Here is a 16,514-nt window from a genome sequence, read left to right as displayed (position 1 = left end):
ATCCCCGCCCGCCGGGGGCGCGCGGGGCCCCCCCGCCGCCCCCCCGGTGCCCGGGGCTCCGTGCGTGCCCGGCCCGTGGCCATGGTCGCCGGAGGGCACACCCATGCAGACGCGGCGTACGACGATCAGCAGATACGCGGCGGTCAGCAGGGTGCCGAACCCGGCGACGGCCATGAAGGTGAGGAAGGCGGGGCGGCTCAGCCCCTCCGCCGGGTCGAACGCGCCGAACAGGGCAAGCATCTCGCCCCAGAACCCGGCGAGGCCCGGCAGCCCGAGGGAGGCGACCGCGGCGAAGGCGAACAGTCCGCCGAGGCGGGGGGCGCGGCCGTACAGCGCGGCGCCGGTCGCCCCGGCGAGGGTGTCGAGGTCGGCGGTGCCGTACCGGTCCTTGAGGGCGCCGACCAGGAAGAAGAGCAGGCCGGTGACGAGGCCGTGGGCGATGTTGGCGAAGAGCGCGCCGTTCACGCCGGTCGGCGTCATCGTGGCGATGCCGAGCAGGACGAAGCCCATGTGGCCGACGGAGGAGTAGGCGATCAGGCGTTTGAGGTCGCCGCCGGCGCCTTCCTTGGCGAGGGCGAGGCAGGCGAGGGAGCCGTAGATGATGCCGACGACGGCGAGGGCGGCGAGGTAGGGGGCGAAGACCCGCATGCCCTCGGGGGCGATCGGCAGGACGATCCGGACGAATCCGTACGTACCCATCTTGAGCAGTACGCCGGCGAGGAGCACGGAGCCGACGGTCGGCGCGGCGGTGTGGGCGTCCGGCAGCCAGCTGTGCAGGGGCCACATCGGCGTCTTCACGGCGAGCCCGAGACCGATCGCCAGAACGGCGGTGACCTGCACGGATGTGCTGAGTTCTGACCCGTTGTCAGTGGCGAGTGCCATCATGTCGAATGTGCCCGCGCTGAGCCCGATCAGGAGCAGCCCGAGCAGCATGACGACGGATCCGAGCAGTGTGTAGAGGATGAACTTCCAGGCGGCGGCCTGCCGGCCGCCGGTGACGCCTTCCGAGCCGCCCCAGCGGGCGATGAGGAAGTACATCGGGATGAGCACCATCTCGAAGGCCAGGAAGAACAGGATCAGATCGAGGACGGCGAAGGTCGCCAGCGTGCCGGATTCGAGCACGAGCAGCAGGGCGACGAATGCCTTGGGCGAGGGGCCCTGGGGCATCTTGAAGTAGCTGTAGAGCGCGCAGAGGAAGGTCAGCAGCGCGGTCAGGACCAGAAGGGGGAGTGAGATGCCGTCGACGCCGAGGTGGATCCGCACGTCCAGTGCCGCGATCCAGCTGATGTCCGTGGTGGCCTGCATCCTCGACGGCTGGTCGTGGTCGAAGCCGAGCGCGAGGACGATCGCGGCGATGAGGACCGCGCCGGTGACGGTCACGCCGTGGCGCAGGACGGCCTGGTCGGGGCTGGTGCCCCGGAGCCCGGGCGGCGCCGGGAGCAGGGCCGCGACGGCGCCGACGAGCGGTCCGACGATGATCAACGCGAGAAGGAACTGCATCACGGACTCACTGATATCGATCACGGCTCACGCTCCGGCGGCGACGAGTACGGCGGCGATCGCCAGGACGACGGACCCGGCCAGCAGGGCGCCGAGGTAGGTCTGCACATTGCCGGTCTGCGCACGGCGCACGGCGGCACCCAGCCACCGCGTGCCGGTGCCCGCACCGCGTACGTAGGTGTCGACGACCTCGCGGTCGAGGAAGCGGACCAGCTCGGCGGCGGCCAGGACGGGTCGTACGAACAGGTGGTGGTAGACGGCGTCGAGGTGGAAGCCGGATGCGGCGTGGCGGTGGAGCGGGCCCAGCAGCAGCCGTCCGGGGTCGGCCGGGTCGTCGGCCGCCGAGATCGAGCCGTAGGTGGCGGTGTGGGTCTCGATGGCTTCCGCCTCGGTGAGCGCGGGCTCGGTGTGGGGGTGCGCGGTGACGGCGCCCATCGGTGTACGGGCGGCGAGCGCCGTGGTGTGACGCCAGCAGCCGTAGGTGATCAGTCCGCCGACGAGCCCGGCGCCGGTGCCCAGGACGGAGGTGGTGAGGTTCGGGGCGAGGCTGTGGCCGTCGAACCACTCGGCGAGGTAACCGACGGTCAGACCGAATCCGAGGGAGGGCAGGGCCAGCACCCACAGGACCGCGCTCATGGACACGGGCTGCCTGCCGTGGTCGGGGGCCTCGGCACCGTGGCCGCGGAAGGTAAGAAGCCAGAGGCGGGTGGCGTACGCGGCGGTGAGGAGGGCGGTGAGGAGTCCGGCGGCCAGCACCGTCCAGCCCGCGGCGCCGGGGGCGGCGGACTCGTCGAGGGCGGCGTGCTCGGCGGCGACCAGGACGGATTCCTTGGAGAAGAAGCCGGCGAAGGGAGGGATCGCGGCGAGCGCGAGCAGGGCGACGGTCATCGTCCAGTACGCGTCGGGGATGCGCCGGGGCAGGCCGCGCATCCGGGACATGGTGGCCAGCGAGTTGGTGCCGGCGGCGTGGATGACGACGCCGGCGCCGAGGAAGAGGAGGGCCTTGAACGCACCGTGCGAGACGAGGTGGAAGACGGCCGCGCTCCGGTCGCCCACGGCCAGAGCGCCCGACATGTAGCCGAGCTGACCGATGGTCGAGTAGGCGAGGACCCGCTTGATGTCGTCCTGGGCGAGGGCGGCGAGCGCCGAGCCGACCATGGTGACCGCGGCCATCACGGCCAGGACGACCAGCGCCGCCTCCGAGGCGGCGAAGACCGGGAGGAGCCGGGCGATGAAGTAGATGCCGGCCGCGACCATGGTGGCGGCGTGGATCAGCGCGGAGACGGGCGTGGGGCCCGCCATCGCGTCGGGCAGCCAGGTGTGCAGGGGGAACTGCGCGGACTTGCCCGCCACCCCGGCGAGCAGGAGCAGCGCGACGAGGGTGGGGTGGTCGAGGCCGCCGTCGGCGACGGTCCGCAGGATGCCGGTGATGCGGAACGTGCCGGCGTCGGTGGCGAGCGCGAACAGACCGATCAGGAAGGGGACGTCGCCGAGCTTGGTGACCAGGAACGCCTTGAGGGAGGCGGCGCGCGCCTCGGGCGTCTCCCAGTAGTGGCCGACGAGGAAGTACGAGCAGATGCCCATGATCTCCCAGCCGACCAGCAGCACCATCAGGTCGCCCGAGTAGACGACGAGCAGCATCGCGGAGGTGAAGAGTGAGACCAGAGCGGCGTACGAGGGGTAGCGCGCGTCACCGCGCAGATAGCCCGTCGAGTAGATCTGCACGCACGACGCGACGACGCCGACGAGGACGGCGACCAGGGCCGCGAAGCCGTCGATATACAGGGCGAGGTCGATGGGGACCGAGCCGGTGGGGGTGAGCTGGGTCGCGGCTTCCAGCGGCGCCTTGCCGCTGCCCGCGCCACCGCCCTGGTGTACGGCCACGGCCACCGCGAGCGCGGCGGCGGCCAGGGTCGGCAGGACGGCCAGGGGGCGGACGAACCCGGGTGCGGTACGGCCGAGCAGCAGCCCGGCGACGGCGCCCAGGAACGGCAGGACGGGGACGAGGACGGCGAGGGTCGTGGTGGTCACGCGGTGGCCTCAGTCTTCTGCGTCGGAGCCTGCTGCGCCGGGGTGGTGGCCCCGTCGGGGCCCTCGGCGGTGTCGCGGAGCCGGTCGATGTCCGAGGTGCCGCGGTTGCGGTACACCATCAGCACGATGGCCAGGCCGATGCCGATCTCCGCGGCGGCGATGGCGATGACGAAGAGGGTGAGCGCCTGGCCGGTGTGCAGGGCGTCGCGGAGCCAGACGTCGAAGGCGACGAGGTTGAGGTTGACAGCGTTGAGCATCAGCTCGACGGACATCAGGACGAGGATCGCGTTGCGGCGCGCGAGCACCCCGTACAGGCCGACGCAGAACAGGAGGGCCGCGAGCACGGCGGGATAGGCGAGATGCATCAGCGCCGCTCCTTGCGGGACAGGACGATCGCACCGACGAGGGCGGCCAGCAGGAGCACGGAGAGCGCCTCGAAGGGCAGCACCCAGTTCCGGAACAGGAACGCTCCCGTGACCTCGGTGGAGCCCTGGGCGGGGCCCCGCAGGTCGATCCAGGTCGTACGGAACGCGTCGACGACGACCCAGACCAGACAGACGGCGGCGACGGAGGCCACCGCGAGCGCGAGCGGGCGGTTGCCCGAGTCGGCGTCCGGGGAGCGGCCGATGGGCGCCTTGGTGAGCATCAGCCCGAAGAGAAGGAGGACCACCACGGAACCGAGATAGATCAGGACCTGCACCCAGGCGATGAACTCCGCCGTCAGCAGGAGGTACTCGACGGCCAGGCCGCCGAGCGCGACGACCAGCCAGAGGGCGGCGTGCACCAGTTGCTTGGTGGTGACGGTGATCAGGGCCGCGCCGAGGGTGACCAGGCCGACGAGGACGAAGGCGATCTCGACGCCGGACGGTGACAGGAACGCGTGGCCGTCGGCCGCCGCGGTCAGTGCGGGGCTCACTCCCCTGCCTCCCGCTCCTGCTGGGCCGCCGCGGCGAGCTTCTCCGCGGTCTTGCGGGCGGCGCCGAGCTCCTTGGGCTCCTCGGCGGCGGGGTCGAGCGCGGGGGGCGCCGGCACCGTCCACATCCACTCGCGGAGCTTGTCCCGCTCGTGGGTGAGTTCGCGGATGTCGGTCTCCGCGTACTCGAACTCCGGTGACCAGAACAGCGCGTCGAAAGGACAGACCTCGATACAGATACCGCAGTACATGCAGAGCGCGAAGTCGATGGCGAAGCGGTCGAGGACGTTACGGCTGCGCTCGCGGCCCCCGGGGGCGGCGGCCGGGACCGTCTCCTTGTGGGAGTCGATGTAGATGCACCAGTCGGGGCACTCACGGGCGCAGAGCATGCAGACCGTGCAGTTCTCCTCGAACAGGCCGATCACGCCCCGGGTGCGGGGCGGGAGTTCGGGCTGTGCCTCGGGGTACTGCGCGGTGACGGTCTTCTTCGTCATCGTCCGCAGGGTGACGGCGAGGCCCTTGGCCAGGCCGGATCCGGGGATCGGGGACATGGTTAGCTGATCGCCACCTTCACGATGCCGGTGAGCGCGATCTGCGCGAGAGCGAGGGGGATGAGGACGGTCCAGGCCAGTTTCTGGAGCTGGTCCTCGCGCAGCCGCGGGTAGCTGACCCGCAGCCAGATCACGACGAAGGCGAGGACGGCGGTCTTGAGGAGGGTCCAGACCCAGCCGAGTCCGTCGGCGCCGAGCGGACCGTGCCAGCCGCCGAGGAAGAGGACGGTGGTCAGCCCGCACAGGACGACGATGCCCGCGTACTCGGCGAGCAGGAAGAGGGCGAAGCGCAGCCCGGTGTACTCGGTGTAGGCGCCGAAGATGATCTCGGAGTCGGCGACCGGCATGTCGAAGGGCGGCCGCTGGAGTTCCGCGAGGCCCGCGGTGAAGAAGACCAGCGCGCCGACGATCTGCCAGGGCAGCCACCACCACTCGAAGGCGTCGAGGATGCCGGGCAGGGAGACGGTGCCGGCGGCCATCGCGACGGACGCGGCGGCGAGCAGCATCGGCAGTTCGTACGCGAGGAGCTGGGCGGCGGTGCGCAGCCCCCCGAGGAGGGAGAACTTGTTGGCCGAGGCCCAGCCCGCCATGAGCGAGCCGAGCACGCCGATGCCCATCACGGCGAGCACGAAGAAGATGCCCGCGTCGACGACCTGGCCGACCGCGCCCTCGCCGGGACCGACCGGGATCACGAGGACGACGAGGAGGTACGGGAGGAGCGCGACGGCCGGGGCGAGCTGGAAGACCCGGCGGTCGGCGTCGGCCGGGACGACGTCCTCCTTCTGCGCGAACTTCACCCCGTCCGCGACGAGCTGGGCCCAGCCGTGGAAGCCACCCGCGTGCATGGGGCCGAGGCGGCCCTGCATATGGGCCATCACCTTGTGTTCGGTCTGGCCGACCACGAGGGGGACGACCATGAACACGGCGAAAACGACGAGCAGTCGGAGGGCGACGTCGAGTACGTCGTTCACGCGTCTCCTTCCGGTTCCTGTTCCTGACGCTCGGGCTGGGGGGCGGGCTCGGGCTGTTCCGGCTGCGACTGCGGTTTCGTTTCCGGTTCTGTCTCGTCCGTGGCCGGGCCCGGCCGGCGCCAGGGCGCGTCCGGGGCGGTCGGTTCGGGGCGCTGGGAGGTGGAGCCCTCGGAGACGCTCCGCGCCCGGCGGGCCGGGCGGTCACCGGCGGCGGCCCCGCCTCCGGCACGGGCTCCGGGCCCGCCTCCGGCCCGGGCGCCGCGTGCGGGGCGGGCCGGGGCCGACGGGAGCTGGCCCTTCAGGGGGCCCCATTCGTTCGGGTCGGGAACGCCCGGCGGGAGCATCTGGCGGCGCTTGGGGCCGCCGTGCTCCGACTCGCCCGGCTCCTTGGCGCCCGGCCACGCCTTCGCGACGCGGGCCGCGAGGACGAAGTCCTTGCGCAGCGGGTGCCCCTCGAACTCCTCGGGGAGCAGGAGCGGCGCGAGGTTCGGGTGGCCGGAGAAGGTGACGCCGAACATCTCGTGCGTCTCCCGCTCGTGCCAGCCCGCGCCCGCGTAGACCCCGACGGCGGTGGGCAGGACGGCCGCCTCGTGCGGGACGGTCGTACGGACGAGCAGGCGGCGGACCCTGCCGGGGCCGACGGCGGCGACGTGCGCGCAGACCCGGAAGCCGGTGCCCGGTTCGTCGACGGCGCTCAGCCAGTCGAAGTACGTGCACCCGAGGGTGGACCGGGCGGTTTCGAGGGCGTCGAGCCAGGACGCGGCGGGCACATAGACCGTGAGCAGGTCGTACGCCAGCTCGGCCGTGGCCCCCTCGCCGAAGATCTCGGCGGCGGCGTCGGGCAGCCGGTCGTACGCGGCGGCGGATGTCTGGTCGGAGGCGGTCACGACGCGGGCTCCCCCGTCGTGCCCGTATCCGTATCCGTATCCGTCCCCGCACTCGTGTCCGTGCCGGGGAGGGGCGGGGGCGGCACCAGGCCGCTGCGCAGTGCGGCGGTGGAGGGGCCGCCGCCCGTCGCGTACCGCTCCCGGAGCGATTCGCGGGCGATCTTCTCCTGGAGCTTCAGGATGCCCTGGAGCAGCGCCTCCGGGCGCGGCGGGCAGCCCGGTACGTAGACGTCGACCGGGATGATCTGGTCGACGCCCTTCGTCACGGAGTAGGAGTCCCAGTAGGGGCCGCCGCAGTTGGAGCAGGCGCCGAAGGAGATCACGTACTTGGGCTCGGGCATCTGCTCGTACAGCCGCTTGACGGCGGGGGCCATCTTGTCCGTGACCGTGCCGGAGACCACCATCAGATCCGCCTGGCGCGGCCCCGGCGCGAAGGGGATCACGCCGAGCCGGATGAAGTCGTGCCGGGCCATGGAAGCGGCGATGAACTCGATCGCGCAGCAGGCGAGCCCGAAGTTGAAGACCCAGAGGCTGTAGCGGCGGCCCCAGTTGAGGACGACCTTCATCGGCTCGGGCGCCAGCCGGGAGAGCACCCCGAGGCGCTTCGGCTCCGGCAGCGGTACGGGCCCGGCGACCGGAGCGGCACTGGGGTCGGCAGCCGGACCGGGGCCCGGGACGGCGGGGGTCACGTCCATTCCAGGACGCCCTTCTTCCATGCGTAGAGCAGTCCCACGGCCAGGAAGCCGAGGAAGACGAACATCTCGACCAGCGTCGTGGCGCCGTACCCGGGCGCGGCGAACACCGTCGCCCACGGGAACAGGAAGATCGAGTCGACCGCGAAGATCACGTAGAGGAACGCGTACACGTAGTAGCGGACCTGCGTGTGGGCCCAGCCCTCGCCCACCGGGTCCACTCCGCATTCGTACGTGAGCAGTTTCTCCGGCGTCGGCACCACCGGCCGCAGCAACCGGCCCGCGGTGAAGGCGACGGCGACGAACACCACACCGACGACCGCGAGCAGCCCGACGACCGAATAGCTCTGGAAGTAGTCCGACGCGAGAACGGTCGGTTGCGACACGTCCGCCTTCTCCCTGGCCTCGTAGCGGCTCATCGACTCGACCGTCGATGTCTTCGACGGTCCGTGATCTGTACGCACGGGAGTCTAGGCCCTGTTAAAGAACTGGTAAGCAGCCCCGTCTCACCTAGTCGAATAAGTCCGATGTATTCAGTGATCGAATGCGACCGGCGACCGTGTGCTCGGGGCGCCGGGCTGTTGGTTGCGCCAGACAGCGGCGGCCACGGCGAGGATGCGCTGGGCGAGACGGACGGCGACGCCCTGGAAGGTCCGTCCGCCGTGCTGCTCCAGGTCCGACTGCCCCTTGAGGGTGTCGTTCACGGACTCGATCAGCTGCCGCACCCACTTGAGCGGTCGGTAATTCCGGTCGCGCGGTGGCGTCCATGGGATAACCTGTCCGGGATTTCGCGCGGCAGGTTCGCTGCCGCCCCGCTCGGCGCGCTCGGCGTCGACACGCACCGCGTGCCCTACCCGGAAGGAGGCGAGAGACATGGACCGTGCCGAATGCGTTGCGGCCATAGTTGTCTCCGGCCGTGTGCCCTCCCTCCTCTGCGGCGCGCGGTAACTCTTCCCCCTTCTTGTTTCTTGTCTTCGGCATCTTCCTGAGATGCCGCGTCACGAGATGTCCTGACCTGCGCGGTTCGTCGCCGCGCGGGCCGCGGGGGCGCGCGCCCGATGACGGGCCCTTCTTTTGCTGGTCACCGTGATCTCGGCACTCTCCGCCTCACGACCGGCAAGAGCGCCGGCGTGAGTGACACGCAGCTGGTGAGGCAGGCCCCGGGTGCTGTCCGCGGTTCCCGCTGCCCCACCGCCATGCCGTGTCCCCGTGCTGCGTACCCCGGCCCGTCGTCACCACTGCGACCGTCCCTGGCCGGCTGTCTCGACAGCACTTCGACACGGAACACGCGTGATCTCCATGAGCAAGAAACGTCCCGGAGGGGAATCCCTCCCGTCCGCCCCTTCCACGACCACCGGCCGTTCCCCGGACCGTGAGGTTCCCGCCGCGAAACCGGCACCGGAACCGGAACCGGCACCGGATCCGAAGCGCTGGTGGGCGCTGGCCGTCATCGCCCTCGCCCAGCTGATGGTGATCCTTGACGGCACCATCGTGAACATCGCGCTGCCCTCCGCCCAGCACGCTCTCGGCATGTCGGACGCCGACCGGCAGTGGGTGATCACCGCCTACACGCTGGCCTTCGGCGGGCTGCTGCTGCTCGGCGGCCGGATCGCCGATCTGGTGGGCCGCAAGCGCACCTTCATCATCGGCCTGGCCGGGTTCGCCGCGGCCTCCGCGCTGGGCGGCGCGGCGGCCGGTCCCGGGACGCTGTTCGCGGCGCGGGCCCTGCAAGGTGCGTTCGCGGCGGTCCTGGCCCCCTCGGCCCTGTCGCTGCTGACGACGACGTTCACCGACCCCAAGGAGCGGGCCAAGGCGTTCGGGGTCTACGGTGCGCTGGCCGGCGGCGGCAGCGCGGTCGGGCTGATCGTGGGCGGTCTGCTGACCGAGTACCTGAACTGGCGCTGGTCCCTGTACGTCAACGTGCCCATCGTGCTGGCCGCCCTGCTCGGCGCACCGGCCTTCCTGCGCGACCGCACCGGCCGCCGGGGCGGGCACCTGGACGTGCCGGGCGCGCTGCTGGGCTCCGGCGGGCTCGTCGCCCTCGTGTACGGCTTCAGCGAGGCCGAACCTCGCGGCTGGACCAGCCCCTCGGTGCTCACGCTGCTCGTCACCGGCGTGATCCTGCTCGCCGCCTTCGTGTGGTGGCAGAGCCGCGCGGCGAGCCCGCTGCTGCCGCTGCGCATCGTCAAGGACCGTGTCCGGGCCGGATCGCTCGCGACGATGGGCTTGGCCACCATCGGCATGTTCGGCGTCTTCCTGTTCCTGACGTACTACTTGCAGGTCGTCCTCGGCTACCCGCCGGTGCGGACGGGCCTGGCCTTCATGCCGATTTCGGCCGGTATCGCCATCGGCGCGACCCAGATCGCGGCCCGCCTGCTGCCCCGCACGGCGCCGCGCATCTTGATGTCGTCCGGCATGGTGCTGGCCGCCGCCGGCATGGTGCTGCTCAGCAGCCTGACCGTGCACGCGCAGTACGTCCCGCGCGTGCTGCCCGCCCTGCTGCTGCTCGGTCTGGGCCTGGGCCTGACCTTCATGCCGGTCTACGCGACGGCCACCGCCGGCGTGCCCGCGCAAGACGCCGGTGCGGCCTCGGCTGTCCTCAACACCGTTCAGCAGATGGGCGCTTCGCTGGGCATCGTACTGCTCAACACCATCGCCACCGGCGCCACCAGCCGTTACGTCAACTCACACTCGGGCGATCCGGCCCACGGCGGCGCGACCCTCGACGAAGGCATGGTGCACGGCTTCTCCGTCGCCTACTGGTGCTCGGCGGGCGTCCTGCTGCTCGCCGCCCTGGTAGCGGGCCTCACCGTACGGCAGAAGACGCCGAAGCACGCCGGGAACGACGCACCGGCCTAGCGAGCCGGGGTCGTGTCCCGCCACCGTCCGCCTCACCCCTCGAAGGATCCTCCATGAAACCCCTGACCGAACACGACATCCGTACCTCGTTCGTCAACTGCTCGAAGGGCGAGGCCAAACGCCTCCCCCTGCCCAAGGACCTGGCGGACCTCGACCACTGGGACGACCTGGACTTCCTGGGCTGGTTCGACCTGTCCGCGCCCGATCGCAGGTATCTCGTCGTCGAACGCGCCGATGAACTCGTCGGCCTGTTCCTGCGCTCCACTTCCGGCAACCGCGGCTTCCTCCGCAGCAGCCTGTGCTCGCTGTGCCTGACCACGCATCCCGGCAGCGGCGTCTCCCTCATGACCGCCCCCAAGGCAGGCCCGGCCGGCCGCAAAGGCAACTCGGTGGGCACCTACATCTGCGCCGACCTGGACTGCTCGTTGTACGTACGGGGCAGGAAGAAGGCGGCGCCGAGCGGGCGCATGGAGGAGTCCCTCACCGTCGAGCAGCAGATAGAGCGCCTGCGCGGCAACCTCGACGCGTTCGTGGAGCGGGTCTTCCACTGAGACCGACAGGGGCTCGACGGCCACCGTCGCCGAGCCCCTGCCCACTCCTTGAACCGCCATCTCCTCGCCATGGCCGCCGCTACCTGGCGCAACCAGCAGGACCGGCGCCCCGAGCACGCGGTCGCCGGTCGCATTCGATCACTGAATACATCGGACTTATTCGCCTAGTGGGGTTATCCCTACCCGGAGCCCACCCAGCCACCCCATGGCGTCCCGCCTCCGCCCCGGGCACGCTTGCTGCTCATGACCGCGAGCCCGACCGCCCACGGCGGCCTCCCCGACAACGACCGGCCGCCACCGGTCCGCTTCGCGTACGACCGGCACACCTGGAAGGAGGTCGCCCATCTCCTGAGCAATCTCCCGCTGGCCTTGGCCGGATTTCTTTACGCCACGTTCACGATGGCCACCGGCGTGGGACTCTCGGTGACCGTCATCGGGCTGCCGTGGCTGGTCGCCGGGCTGACCGGGGCGCGGCTGCTCGGCCGCGCGGAGCGGGCACGGGCGCGGGCGCTGCTGGGCGTACGAATCGACGAGCCGAGCCCCTTGCACGGCTCCCGGACCCGCAGGCGCCGCCGGAAGGGACAGGGGCGCGGCGCGGGGCGCGGCGCTCCCGATTCCTGGTTCGGGTGGGTGTGGGACCGGCTGAAGGACCCGGTGGCCTGGCGGACGCTGCTGTACGGGTTCATCCGGCTGCCCTGGGGGGTGCTGACGTTCGGCGTCACGTTGGTGGGGCTCCTCGTGCTCTGGCCGGTCCTGCCCTTCGTCGTGCGCGGGCTCGCCAACGCCGACCGGGCCATGGTGCGGGGGCTGCTCTCGCCCTCCGACGAGTTGGAGCGGCGGATCGCGGAGCTGGAGTCGGACCGCGGGGTGGTCGTGGACACCGCAGCCGCAGACCTGCGCCGTATCGAACGCGACCTGCACGACGGCGCGCAGGCCCGCCTCGTCGCCCTCGCGATGGGGCTCGGCCTCGCCAAGGAGAAGCTGCTGGAGGACCCGGAGGCGGCGGCCGGCATGGTGGACGAGGCGCACGGCGAGGTGAAGCTCGCCCTCCAGGAGCTACGGGACCTGGCGCGCGGCATCCACCCCGCCGTCCTCACCGACCGGGGGCTCGACGCGGCGCTGTCGTCGGTCGCGTCGCGCTGCACGGTCCCGGTGAAGGTGACCGTCGATCTGCGCGAACGGCCCGCCGAGGCGATCGAGGGCATCGCGTACTTCACCGTCTCCGAGCTGCTCCAGAACATCAGCAAGCACAGCGGGGCCCGCTCGGCCTCGGTCGACGTGTGGCGCACGGACGAGTGGCTGCTGCTCCAGGTACGGGACGACGGACGCGGCGGCGCCCGGCTGGACGGCGGTACGGGGATGTCCGGTCTGGCCGAGCGGCTCGGCGCGGTCGACGGGGTCTTCGTACTCGACTCCCCGGTGGGCGGCCCCACGGTCGTCACCGCCGAGCTGCCGTGGCGGGCGCGGGAGCGGGAGCTGGGGTAGGACCCGCCGCCGATACGCCCGGACTCCCCGCCGGGTCCCTTGCCCGGATTCCCGCCCGGGGTGCAGGGGTCACCGCCGGGGTGGGGAAAACCCCAGGGCGAAGAGGGATACCGACCTCATGGTGGGGCGGCCGGAGCGCCGGGAGCATGGAGTACCTGCCCAGCCCGACTCGGGGCCGCACCGCCCCGCAGACGCACTGCTTCACCGCCTCAGCGCCTTACAGACGCACCCGCTCATCAGCTCACCGGCTCATCAGCTCACCGGCTCATCGACCCACCGGCCCACCGACTCGCAGAACGGACACCTCAGATGGCCATCGACTACGGATCGCGGTCACGCTCCCACGTTCTCCCCCAGACTCTGCGTGCCCCCGTCGAGGGCCGCATGTGGCGCGAGTTCGGTTATCTGCTGCTGAGCGTGCCGATCAGCCTGGCGCTCTTCTGCTACGCGGTGACCATGACCGCCGCCGGTGCCGGGCTGCTCGTCACCTTCCTCGGCATCCCCGTGCTGGCCGCCTCGCTGGCCGGCTGCCGCGCCTTCGGCATGCTGGAGCGGGCCCGCGCGCGGGCGCTGCTGGGCCTCGACGTGGCGGAGCCCGCGCCGGCCAGGGGCCGCAGGAGCGGGCTGCTGTCCTGGGTCGGCGCGGTCCTGAAGAGCGGGGTGTCCTGGCGCCATCTGCTCTACGCGCTGCTGCACATGCCGTGGGCGCTGTTCGCGTTCATCGTCTCCGTGACGTTCTGGTGCGTGAGCTGGGCGCTCTTCCTCTATCCGCTGTGGCAGTGGACGCTCGCCGACAACACGAACCAGCCGGGCATCGCCCTCTACAGCGACGGCGACGGCAACGGCTTCTACCTCGACACCCCCTTCGAAATAGCCGTCACCAGCGCGCTCGGCTTCCTGCTGGTGCTGATCTCGCCCTGGCTGATCCGCGGGCTGACCTTCGTGGACCGGATCCTGGTCATCGGTCTGCTCGGCCCGTCGCTGCTGGCCAGCCGGGTCTCCGAGCTGGAGTCGGACCGCGGGGTGGTCGTCGACACCGCAGCCGCAGACCTGCGCCGTATCGAACGCGACCTGCACGACGGCGCGCAGGCCCGCCTCGTCGCCCTCGCCATGGACCTGGGGCTGGCGAAGGAGAAGCTGGCGGAGGATCCGAAGGCCGCGGCCCGCATGGTGGACGAGGCGCACGGCGAGGTGAAGACGGCCCTTCAGGAGCTGCGGGACCTGGCCCGCGGCATCCATCCGGCCGTCCTCACCGACCGGGGGCTCGACGCGGCGCTCTCCGCCGTCGCGTCCCGCTGCACGGTCCCGGTGACCGTGGAGGTCGACCTGCCGGCCAGGCCCGCGCCGGCGATCGAGGGCATCGCGTACTTCACCGTCTCCGAACTGCTCCAGAACATCAGCAAGCACTCCCGGGCCCGGCGGGCCGCCGTGGACGTCTGGCAGACGCAGGACCGGCTGATGCTCCAGGTACGGGACGACGGCGTGGGCGGGGCGGGCGCGGCGTCGGGCAGCGGGCTCGCCGGGCTGACGGAGCGGCTGGACGCGGTCGACGGCGTCCTGGTCATCGACTCCCCGGCCGGCGGGCCGACCACGATCACGGCGGAACTGCCCTGGCGCGGCTGACCCGGCCCGCCCCACTCGTACCCGTATCCCTACTCGTCCCCGTCCCCTGTACCCGTACCCGTCACAGCACGGGCGCGTACGCCCCCTGAGGCTCCTGCTTCCGGGGGCATGCGCGCGTCGTGCCCCGGCCGGGCGGAATTCGGGGCAGGTGGGGGCGGCGCCATCCGAATACTGGGATGCTGGAGGGCACAGGGGCGGACACACTTCGACATGGGGGCTGAAGGTCGTGGAGGACAGGGTGCGGGTGGTCATAGCCGAGGACTCGGTGCTGCTCCGGGAGGGGCTGACCCGGCTGCTGACCGACCGCGGGCACGACGTGGTCGCGGGCGTCGGGGACGCGGAAGCGCTGCTCAAGACCATCCGTGAGCTGGCGGACGGGAACGAGCTGCCGGACGTGGTGGTGGCGGACGTACGGATGCCGCCGACCCACACCGACGAGGGGGTACGGGCGGCCGTTCGGCTGCGCCGGGACCATCCGGGAGTGGGCGTGCTGGTGCTGTCGCAGTACGTCGAGGAGCAGTACGCCACCGAGCTGCTGGCCGGCAGCAGCTCGGGCGTCGGCTATCTACTCAAGGACCGGGTGGCCGAGGTCCGGGAATTCGTGGACGCCGTGGTGCGGGTCGCCAGGGGCGGTACCGCCCTCGACCCCGAGGTGGTGGCACAGCTGCTGGGCCGGAGCCGGAAGCAGGACGTGCTGGCCGGGCTGACCCCGCGGGAGCGCGAGGTGCTCGGGCTGATGGCCGAGGGGCGGACGAACTCGGCGGTCGCCAAGCAGCTCGTCGTGAGCGACGGCGCGGTCGAGAAACACGTGAGCAACATCTTCCTGAAGCTGGGGCTCTCCCCGAGTGACGGGGATCACCGCCGGGTTCTGGCCGTGCTGACGTATCTGCGTAACTGACGGAACGGCCGGGACCGAACGACCACAGGCCCGAACGAGCACGGAACCGAACGGTTACGGAGCCGAGCCGAGCCGATCATGGCCTGAATCCGGCGTTTGGGAAGGCGCCGTAGGTCGGAAGCCCTACACCCAAAGAACGAGAGCGGAACGGCTCCCTCCGAAGGATTCTGGGGCCGTAGAACTACGACAAAAGCGACAAATTGGTATGCCGTGGCGTCTCAAAAGAGCGTCCACCATATGGCCGGTCCAAGGAAGGCGACCCTTACCGACGTAGGGTGGTCATCCGGGACTGCCGGGCGGCCGGTCAGTCCCGAGCCGCCGCCTCGAGGGAGGTCCAGTTCAGTGACCAGCCAGGTCAGTAGCCCAGCCGAGCAGGCCGATGAGGCCAACGACGCGAGCGATCCGAGCGATTCAGCCCCTTCGGGCCCTTCGGGCTCTCCGGGCCGGCCGGGCAACAGCCCGGCCGTCCCGGATGCCGGCTCCCGGGCCGAAGAGCGCACCGGCGGGAACGCCGGGGAGAACGCCGACGAAGGCGCCGTGGAGAGCACGGGAGAGAGCACCGGCGACAAGGAAGTCCGTCGTCTGGAGCGGGTGATCATTCGTTTCGCGGGTGACTCCGGTGACGGGATGCAGCTCACGGGTGACCGGTTCACCTCCGAGACCGCGTCCTTCGGCAACGACCTGTCGACCCTCCCGAACTTCCCCGCCGAGATCAGAGCACCCGCCGGAACCCTCCCCGGCGTCTCCTCCTTCCAGCTCCACTTCGCCGACCACGACATCCTCACCCCCGGCGACGCCCCCAACGTCCTCGTCGCCATGAACCCCGCCGCACTCAAAGCCAACATCGGCGACGTACCACGCGGCGCGGAGATCATCGTCAACACCGACGAATTCACCAAGCGTCCGATGGCCAAGGTCGGCTACCTGACCTCACCGCTGGAGGACGGGTCCCTCGACGGCTACCAGGTCCACCCGGTGCCGCTGACGACGCTGACGATCGAGGCACTCAAGGAATTCGGGCTCTCCCGCAAGGAAGCGGAGCGCTCGAAGAACATGTTCGCGCTCGGCCTCCTGTCCTGGATGTACCACCGGCCGACCGAGGGAACCGAACGGTTCCTTCGCGCCAAGTTCGCGAAGAAACCCCAGATCGCCGAGGCCAACGTGGCCGCGTTCCGGGCCGGCTGGAACTTCGGCGAAACCACCGAGGACTTCGCCGTCAGCTACGAAGTCGCCCCCGCCGGCTCCGCCTTCCCCCCCGGCACCTACCGCAACATCTCCGGAAACCTCGCCCTCTCCTACGGCCTGGTGGCGGCAGGACACCAGGCGGAGCTGCCGCTCTACCTCGGCTCGTACCCCATCACCCCGGCCTCCGACATCCTCCACGAACTGTCGAAGCACAAGAACTTCGGTGTCCGCACCTTCCAGGCCGAGGACGAGATCGCCGCCATCGGCGCCGCCCTCGGTGCGGCCTTCGGCGGGTCGCTGGCGGTGACCACCACGTCGGGTCCGGGTGTGGCGCTGAAGTCGGAGACGATCGGGCTGGCGGTGTCGCT

Annotated in this window: 16 protein-coding genes; 6 read left to right on the top strand and 10 right to left on the bottom strand. The window is 71.1% G+C overall.

What is annotated here, in order from left to right:
• From ACFTZC_RS41355 to ACFTZC_RS41310, 10 genes are all read right to left on the bottom strand, one after another.
• Window positions 1-1,500, bottom strand: a 1,500-nt coding sequence (locus ACFTZC_RS41355) for a NuoM family protein (protein ID WP_382899221.1), incomplete at its 3' end; no start/stop codon positions are given.
• A 27-nt stretch (window positions 1,501-1,527) separates the two neighbouring features.
• Window positions 1,528-3,531, bottom strand: coding sequence for an NADH-quinone oxidoreductase subunit L (locus ACFTZC_RS41350; RefSeq protein ID WP_382899219.1), 2,004 nt, complete (start codon window positions 3,529-3,531; stop codon window positions 1,528-1,530).
• Window positions 3,528-3,896 (bottom strand): NADH-quinone oxidoreductase subunit NuoK, encoded by a 369-nt coding sequence (gene nuoK, locus ACFTZC_RS41345; RefSeq protein WP_382899217.1) that lies wholly within the window; start codon window positions 3,894-3,896, stop codon window positions 3,528-3,530. Before nuoK ends, ACFTZC_RS41350 begins: the two co-directional genes overlap by 4 nt.
• A complete protein-coding gene (locus ACFTZC_RS41340; protein WP_382899216.1) occupies window positions 3,896-4,447 on the bottom strand; it encodes an NADH-quinone oxidoreductase subunit J in 552 nt (183 codons plus the stop codon). Before ACFTZC_RS41340 ends, nuoK begins: the two co-directional genes overlap by 1 nt.
• The gene (locus ACFTZC_RS41335; RefSeq protein ID WP_382899214.1) at window positions 4,444-4,995 is read right to left on the bottom strand and encodes a NuoI/complex I 23 kDa subunit family protein; all 552 of its coding nucleotides are present in this window, start codon (window positions 4,993-4,995) and stop codon (window positions 4,444-4,446) included. The genes ACFTZC_RS41340 and ACFTZC_RS41335 overlap by 4 nt, the downstream gene beginning before the upstream one ends.
• Before the next feature lie 2 nt (window positions 4,996-4,997).
• Window positions 4,998-5,966, bottom strand: coding sequence for a complex I subunit 1 family protein (locus ACFTZC_RS41330; protein ID WP_365806947.1), 969 nt, complete (start codon window positions 5,964-5,966; stop codon window positions 4,998-5,000).
• Window positions 5,963-6,853: an NADH-quinone oxidoreductase subunit C gene (locus ACFTZC_RS41325; RefSeq protein ID WP_382899212.1), complete on the bottom strand. Its 891-nt coding sequence runs from the start codon at window positions 6,851-6,853 to the stop codon at window positions 5,963-5,965. The genes ACFTZC_RS41330 and ACFTZC_RS41325 overlap by 4 nt, the downstream gene beginning before the upstream one ends.
• Window positions 6,850-7,548, bottom strand: coding sequence for an NADH-quinone oxidoreductase subunit B (locus ACFTZC_RS41320; RefSeq protein ID WP_382899211.1), 699 nt, complete (start codon window positions 7,546-7,548; stop codon window positions 6,850-6,852). The genes ACFTZC_RS41325 and ACFTZC_RS41320 overlap by 4 nt, the downstream gene beginning before the upstream one ends.
• On the bottom strand, window positions 7,539-7,964 hold the full coding sequence (locus ACFTZC_RS41315; protein WP_382899209.1) for an NADH-quinone oxidoreductase subunit A: 426 nt from the start codon (window positions 7,962-7,964) through the stop codon (window positions 7,539-7,541). The genes ACFTZC_RS41320 and ACFTZC_RS41315 overlap by 10 nt, the downstream gene beginning before the upstream one ends.
• 114 nt (window positions 7,965-8,078) lie before the next feature.
• Window positions 8,079-8,270, bottom strand: a complete 192-nt coding sequence (locus ACFTZC_RS41310; protein WP_382899208.1) for a hypothetical protein — start codon at window positions 8,268-8,270, stop codon at window positions 8,079-8,081.
• A 574-nt stretch (window positions 8,271-8,844) separates the two neighbouring features.
• Between ACFTZC_RS41310 and ACFTZC_RS41305 the strand changes: the two genes are divergently transcribed.
• From ACFTZC_RS41305 to ACFTZC_RS41280, 6 genes are all read left to right on the top strand, one after another.
• Window positions 8,845-10,404 carry a DHA2 family efflux MFS transporter permease subunit gene (locus ACFTZC_RS41305; RefSeq protein WP_382899207.1) on the top strand — a complete coding sequence of 520 codons (1,560 nt, stop codon included), beginning with the start codon at window positions 8,845-8,847 and terminating at the stop codon, window positions 10,402-10,404.
• Window positions 10,405-10,457: 53 nt separating this feature from the next.
• Entirely contained in the window at window positions 10,458-10,955 is a 498-nt protein-coding gene (locus ACFTZC_RS41300) for an FBP domain-containing protein (protein ID WP_382899205.1), read from the top strand.
• A 243-nt stretch (window positions 10,956-11,198) separates the two neighbouring features.
• Window positions 11,199-12,440, top strand: a complete 1,242-nt coding sequence (locus tag ACFTZC_RS41295; RefSeq protein WP_382899203.1) for a sensor histidine kinase — start codon at window positions 11,199-11,201, stop codon at window positions 12,438-12,440.
• 309 nt (window positions 12,441-12,749) lie between these two features.
• Entirely contained in the window at window positions 12,750-14,063 is a 1,314-nt protein-coding gene (locus ACFTZC_RS41290) for a sensor histidine kinase (protein WP_382899201.1), read from the top strand.
• Window positions 14,064-14,289: 226 nt separating this feature from the next.
• Window positions 14,290-14,961: a response regulator gene (locus tag ACFTZC_RS41285; RefSeq protein WP_382899200.1), complete on the top strand. Its 672-nt coding sequence runs from the start codon at window positions 14,290-14,292 to the stop codon at window positions 14,959-14,961.
• Between the two features lie 342 nt (window positions 14,962-15,303).
• A partial coding sequence (locus tag ACFTZC_RS41280) for a 2-oxoacid:acceptor oxidoreductase family protein (RefSeq protein WP_382899198.1) occupies window positions 15,304-16,514 on the top strand: 1,211 nt, incomplete at its 3' end.

Origin of the sequence: Streptomyces sp. NPDC056987, from assembly GCF_042673865.1 — a bacterium.
GTDB lineage: Bacteria > Actinomycetota > Actinomycetes > Streptomycetales > Streptomycetaceae > Streptomyces.
This window is presented reverse-complemented; position numbering and strand designations above follow the sequence as displayed.